General features: G+C 75.9%; 7 protein-coding genes and 1 pseudogene. 6 read left to right on the top strand and 2 right to left on the bottom strand.

Translation table 11 applies throughout. The features are described from left to right. A partial coding sequence (locus EBH09_RS39035; RefSeq protein ID WP_238697359.1) for a glycosyltransferase occupies positions 1-267 on the bottom strand: 267 nt, incomplete at its 3' end. Between the two features lie 641 nt (positions 268-908). Between EBH09_RS39035 and EBH09_RS18725 the strand changes: the two genes are divergently transcribed. Then, on the top strand, positions 909-1,586 hold the full coding sequence (locus EBH09_RS18725; RefSeq protein WP_193776428.1) for a response regulator transcription factor: 678 nt from the start codon (positions 909-911) through the stop codon (positions 1,584-1,586). A 2-nt stretch (positions 1,587-1,588) separates the two neighbouring features. Continuing rightward, positions 1,589-2,701, top strand: a complete 1,113-nt coding sequence (locus EBH09_RS18730) for a HAMP domain-containing sensor histidine kinase (RefSeq protein ID WP_121748135.1) — start codon at positions 1,589-1,591, stop codon at positions 2,699-2,701. Positions 2,702-2,739: 38 nt separating this feature from the next. Here EBH09_RS18730 and EBH09_RS18735 read toward each other — a convergent pair whose 3' ends face one another. After that, complete coding sequence (locus tag EBH09_RS18735; protein ID WP_121748136.1) at positions 2,740-3,741, bottom strand: NAD-dependent epimerase/dehydratase family protein; 1,002 nt, start codon at positions 3,739-3,741, stop codon at positions 2,740-2,742. Between the two features lie 201 nt (positions 3,742-3,942). Between EBH09_RS18735 and EBH09_RS18740 the strand changes: the two genes are divergently transcribed. The 4 genes and pseudogenes from EBH09_RS18740 to EBH09_RS37895 form a co-directional block, all read left to right on the top strand. Next, positions 3,943-4,320: a Tat pathway signal sequence domain protein gene (locus EBH09_RS18740; RefSeq protein ID WP_121748137.1), complete on the top strand. Its 378-nt coding sequence runs from the start codon at positions 3,943-3,945 to the stop codon at positions 4,318-4,320. Beyond that, positions 4,317-4,937: a class F sortase gene (locus EBH09_RS18745; protein ID WP_121748138.1), complete on the top strand. Its 621-nt coding sequence runs from the start codon at positions 4,317-4,319 to the stop codon at positions 4,935-4,937. The genes EBH09_RS18740 and EBH09_RS18745 overlap by 4 nt, the downstream gene beginning before the upstream one ends. Before the next feature lie 55 nt (positions 4,938-4,992). Further along, positions 4,993-5,484: an RNA polymerase sigma factor gene (locus tag EBH09_RS18750; protein ID WP_003975205.1), complete on the top strand. Its 492-nt coding sequence runs from the start codon at positions 4,993-4,995 to the stop codon at positions 5,482-5,484. After that, a pseudogene (locus EBH09_RS37895) lies at positions 5,468-5,659 on the top strand (hypothetical protein); the annotation flags it as partial. The gene EBH09_RS18750 and the pseudogene EBH09_RS37895, both read left to right, overlap by 17 nt.

Raw genomic sequence — 5,659 nt, forward strand, 5'->3', positions numbered from 1 at the left:
GGAGGCGTCGCAGTCGCAGAAGCAGACGACGTCGGCGGTGGCGGCGGTCAGACCGGCGTGGCAGGCGGCGCCGAAACCGCGGCGCGGCTCGGTCACGACCGTGGCGCCGTGCGCGCGGGCGATGTCCGCCGAGCCGTCGGTGGAGCCGTTGTCGACGACGAGCGCGCGCCAGCCGGCCGGGACGCGGGCCAGGACCCAGGGGAGGGCCCCGGCCTCGTTCAGGCACGGCAGCACGAGATCGACGTCCGGAGCGGGCGAGGTGGTCACGGTTTCACCCTACGAACCGGAAGCGGACGAATCGGACTTCCGCTCCTTACGAAACGCGGACGTCGCCGCTCAGGCGACCCCGGTGGACGCCGCCGGCGGGTGCACGGTGCGAGGCTGGGCGCATGCAGCAGCAGCCGTACGAGTCCGCGCCCTGGGACGGGCCACCGGCAGGGTCTTCGGATGGACCCCGGGCCGGGTCTTCAGGCGGGCCCCGGGCCGGGGCGCCGACGGGGTCTTCGGGTGGGACCCGGGCCGGGGCGCCGGCGGGGTCTCCGGATGTGCCCCGGGACGCGCTCCCGGACGAGTTCCCGGCCGCGTCTCCGGGCGGGACCCGGGCCGGGTCACCGGCCGCGTCCTCGGATGCGCCGCGGGACGCACTCCCGGGCGTGGCCCCGGGCTTGCCTCCGGGTGTGGCTCCGGGTGTGCCTCCGAGCGGATCCCCGAGCGTGGCTCCGGGTGTGCCTCCGAGCGGATCCCCGGGTGTGGCTCCGGGTGTGCCTCCGAGCGGATCCCCGGGCTTGGCCCCGGGCTTGGCTCCGGGTGTGCCACCGGGCGGATCCCCGGACACGCCCCCGAGCGGATCCCCGGACACGCCCCGAAACGGCTTCCCGTCCGGATCCCCGCCCACTACCGCCCGGGTCCTGGTCGTCGATGACGACCCCACCGTCGCGGAGGTCGTCGCCGGCTATCTGGATCGCGCCGGTTATGTCGTCGACCGGGCCGACGACGGACCGACCGCGCTCGCCCGGGCCGCCGCGCACCGGCCGGACCTGGTGGTGCTGGATCTGATGCTGCCCGGCATGGACGGCCTTGAGGTGTGCCGGCGGATGCGCGGCCAGGGGCCCGTGCCGGTCATCATGCTGACCGCCCGCGGCGACGAGGACGACCGCATCCTGGGCCTGGAGGTCGGCGCCGACGACTACGTGACCAAGCCGTTCAGCCCGCGGGAGCTGGTGCTGCGGGTGGAGTCCGTACTGCGCCGCACCCGGCCCGCGGCGGTGGAGCGGCCCCTGGGCGCGGCCGGCCTGACCGTCGACCCGGTCGCCCGGCGGGTCACCAAGAACGGCGCGGAACTCGCCCTCACGCTGCGCGAGTTCGACCTGCTCGCCTTCCTCCTGCGGCACCCGGGACGGGCGTTCGCCCGGGAGGAGCTGATGCACCGGGTGTGGGGCTGGGACTTCGGCGACCTGTCCACCGTCACCGTCCACGTCCGGCGGCTGCGCGGAAAGGTCGAGGACGACCCGGCCCGGCCCCGGCTGATCCAGACCGTGTGGGGCGTGGGCTACCGCTTCGACCCGGCCGGGCGGGAGGCGGACTGACCGTGTCCGACACCCTTCTCATAGCCCTCTACGCCTTCGCCGGCGCCGCCGCCGCCGGACTGGTGGGGGCCGGCGTACTGCGGCTGATCCGGCGGCGTTCACTGACCGCGTCGCTCGCGGTGGTGGCGGCGGTCGCCGTCCTCGCGATGCTCGCGGGCACCCTCGCGGTCGCCTGGGCGATGTTCCTGTCCCCGCACGACCTGTCCGTCGTCACGACCGTCGTGGCGATGGCGGCCGTCGTCTCCCTGGCCACCGCGCTGCTGCTGGGCCGCTGGGTCGTGGCCCGCAGCCGCGAACTGACCGCCGCCGCCCGCTCGTTCGGCGACGACGGCGGCTACGCGGCTCCCACGGCGGGCGCGACCGCCGAACTGGACGCGCTCGGCCGTGAGCTGGCGGCCACCAGCGCCCGGCTCACGGAATCCCGGCAACGGGAACGCGCCCTGGAGACCTCCCGGCGCGAACTGGTCGCCTGGATCTCGCACGACCTGCGTACCCCGCTGGCCGGCCTGCGCGCCATGTCCGAGGCCCTGGAGGACGGCGTCGCCGCGGACCCCGACCGCTACCTCCGCCAGATCCGCACCGAGGTGGAACGCCTCAACGACATGGTCGGCGACCTCTTCGAGCTGTCCCGCATCCACGCCGGCACGCTCCCCCTCGCCCCGGCCCGAATCTCCCTCTACGACCTGGTCGGCGACGCCCTCGCGGGCGCGGACCCGCTCGCGCGGGAGCACGGCGTACGGCTGGTCGGCGACGCCGTGGCGGCCGTACCGGTCGAGGTGGACGGCAAGGAGATGAGCCGGGTCCTGGGCAACCTGCTGGTCAACGCGATCCGCCGCACCCCCGCCGACGGCACGGTGGCGGTCGCCGCCGAGCGCTCGCCCGAGGGCGTGGTGGTCTCCGTGACCGACGGCTGCGGCGGCATCCCCGAGGAGGACCTGCCGCGCGTCTTCGACACCGGCTGGCGCGGCACCCACGCCCGTACCCCGCCCGCCGGCGCGGGCCTCGGCCTCGCCATCGTCCGGGGCATCGTGGAGGCCCACCGCGGCCGGGCCACCGTACGCAACATCCCGGGCGGCTGCCGCTTCGAGGTGACCCTGCCGGCACCGGAGGGGTGAACCGGCCGGGCCCGCACGGCACGGACCGCGTACCGCGCTCACTCCCCGCGCAACCCCGCCCGAGCGAACTCCCGCATCCCCTCCGCGAAACCGACCCGTGGCCGCCACCCGAGTTCGGCCCGCAGCCGCGAGGAGTCGGCGGTGATGTGGCGGACGTCGCCGAGGCGGTACTCGCCGGTGACGACGGGCTCGGGTCCGCCGTACGCGGCGGCGAGGGAGGCCGCCATCCCGCCCACCGTGTGCGGTTCGCCGCTGCCGGTGTTGTACGCCGTGAGCGTCCCGCCCGGTGACTCGGCCTCCAGCGCGGCGAGGTTCGCCGCGGCCACGTCCCGCACGTGCACGAAGTCCCGGAGCTGGCGGCCGTCCTCGAAGACCCGCGGGGCCTCGCCGCGGGCGAGCGCGGAACGGAAGAAGGAGGCGACACCGGCGTACGGGGTGTCGCGCGGCATCCGGGGCCCGTACACGTTGTGGTAGCGCAGGGAAACGGCCGTCGCGCCGGTCGTCCGGGCCCAGGCGGCGGCCAGGTGCTCCTGGGCGAGCTTGGTGGTGGCGTACACGTTGCGCGGGTCGGCCGGGGCGTCCTCGCCGACCAGCCCGGGGGACAGGTCCGTGCCGCACACCGGGCACGCGGGCTCGAACCGGCCCGCGTCCAGGTCGGCGGCGGCGCGCGGTCCCGGTCGTACGACTCCGTGCCGGCGGCACGTGTACCGGCCCTCCCCGTACACGACCATCGACCCGGCGAGCACGAGCCGCCGCACGCCCGCGTCCGCCATGGCGGCGAGCAGGACGGCGGTGCCGAGGTCGTTGCGCGAGACGTACTCCGCCGCGTCGGCGAACCCGTTGCCGAGCCCGACCATCGCCGCCTGGTGGCACACGGCGTCGACCCCGGCCAGGGCCCGGGCGACGGCCGCCGGGTCGCGCACGTCCGCGCCGGGGTCCTCGCGGACGTCGTAGCCGACGGGTTCGTGCCCGTGCGCCCGCAGCGCCTGAACGACATGGGACCCGATGAACCCGGCACCGCCGGTGACCAGTACGCGCATACGGCCACGCTAGGACGGCCCAGGCGGCGGGCCGGGCGCCCCGCCCGGCACGTCATGAGTCCGTAAGAAGCGCGCGGGACGCGGCCGACGGCGACTTTGCCATCCCTTTACAACCCGTCCTGCCGCTGCCTCGTCTCTCCGTCCGATCCACGTCCACACCCCACGCGACACCCGCGCCGACCGACGAGAGAGAGCGACCCGATGCGCCGAACCATCCTCAGCGCCGTGGCCCTGGCGTGCACCGCCGTACTGGCGGCCACCGCACCCGCGTTCGCCGACGACCCGACCCCGGCCCCCTCCACCCCGCCGGCCGCGAGCGCCCCGAGCCCCGGCACCGAGCCGAGCGAGGTGCCGTCGCCCTCCGTCAGCTCACCGGCTCCGGCGGCCGAGCCGTCCCGGGCGCCGGCCGACGGCCAGGTCTCCGCCGTGCCCGAGGGCGCGCCCGACACCGGGGTCGCGGCGCCGGCGTCCTCCGGGACCGACGAAGGGCTCATCGGCGCGGGCGCCGGTGGTGTGCTCGTCGCGGGCGGCGCGGTCCTCTTCGCCGTACGCCGCCGGCGGGCGGCGACCCGGGCATGACCCCGCTCTCCGGGCGCGCCCTCGCCACCACCGTGCTGGCCGCGCTCCTCGTGGGCTGCGGCGGCCAGGGGGACGACGTGAGCCGGACCGGACGTCCCGGGGCCGCGGCACCGTCGTCGCACGCCTCCGCGAAGTCGGTGCCGCCCCTGGAGCGTTCGGTCCCGGTCGGCCTGCGCATCCCGGCCATCGGCGTCGACACCCCGGTGATGCGGCTGGGTCTGGCGCCGGACGGCACGGTGGAGGTCCCGCCCGTCACGGACGACGACCGCGCCGGCTGGTACCGGCACTCGCCGACCCCGGGTCAGGTCGGGCCGTCGGTCGTCCTCGGCCACGTCACGGTCGGCACCCACGGGGACGGGGTCTTCCGGCACCTCGCGCGGCTGCACCGGGGCGACCGGATCGAGGCGCGCCTGGAGAACGGTACGGCGGCGGAGTTCAGGGTCACCGCCGTACGGACGGTGGCGAAGGCCGACTTCCCGACCGACGACGTCTACGGGGACGTGGACCGCCCGGAGTTGCGGCTCATCACCTGCGGCGGCCCGCGGGTCGGCGAGGAGTACCGGGACAACGTGATCGCCTTCGCGGAGCTCGACTCGACGAGCCCCGCGCCCGCCTGACCGGACCGGACCGACCGACCGCGCCCACCGCATACCCTCACGACCATGGAGAGCGTTGAAACGGTCCCGTGACCGGGCGGCGTCCGAACTGTTCGCCGCCCTGTATCCCCGCCTCGCCGGCTGGTGCCGCCGGCTCGTCGACGACGACGAGACGGCCCACGAGATCGCCTCGGAGGCGTTCACCCGGCTCTGGGCCCGCTGGACGTCCGTGGAGGAGCCCCGCGGCTTTCTCTACGTCACCGCCGCCAACCTCGTCCGCGACCACTGGCGCAAGCTGGAGCGCGAACGCCGGGCGGTGCGCCGGGTCACCGCGGAGGTCGCCGTGCGCCCGCACCCCGAGCAGGCCGACCCCTCGGTGCGCCTGCTCGTGCAGTCCCTGCCGGAGCGACTGCGCGTGCCGATCCTTCTCCACTACTACGCTGACATGCCGATCCGGGAGGTGTCCGTGCTGACCGGGCGCAAGGAAGGAACCGTCAAGGCCGACCTCCACGCGGCCCGCGAACTGCTCCGCGTCCACCTGAGGAGAAGCCTTGACCACACGCCTTGAGGACGGCCAGGACGATCCGGGGTTCGAGCGCGACGACGACGATCCGCTGCTGGTCGTGCTGCGGCCGGGCGGCGACTTTCTGGGCCCGCCCCCCGGACGTTACGAGGCGGTCCGCCGGGCGGCGTCGCGCCGGCGCCTGTTCCGCGCCGCGGCCGGGGCCGCCGCGACCGCTGCC

Origin of the sequence: Streptomyces sp. E2N166, from assembly GCF_003671715.1 — a bacterium.
GTDB lineage: Bacteria > Actinomycetota > Actinomycetes > Streptomycetales > Streptomycetaceae > Streptomyces > Streptomyces thinghirensis.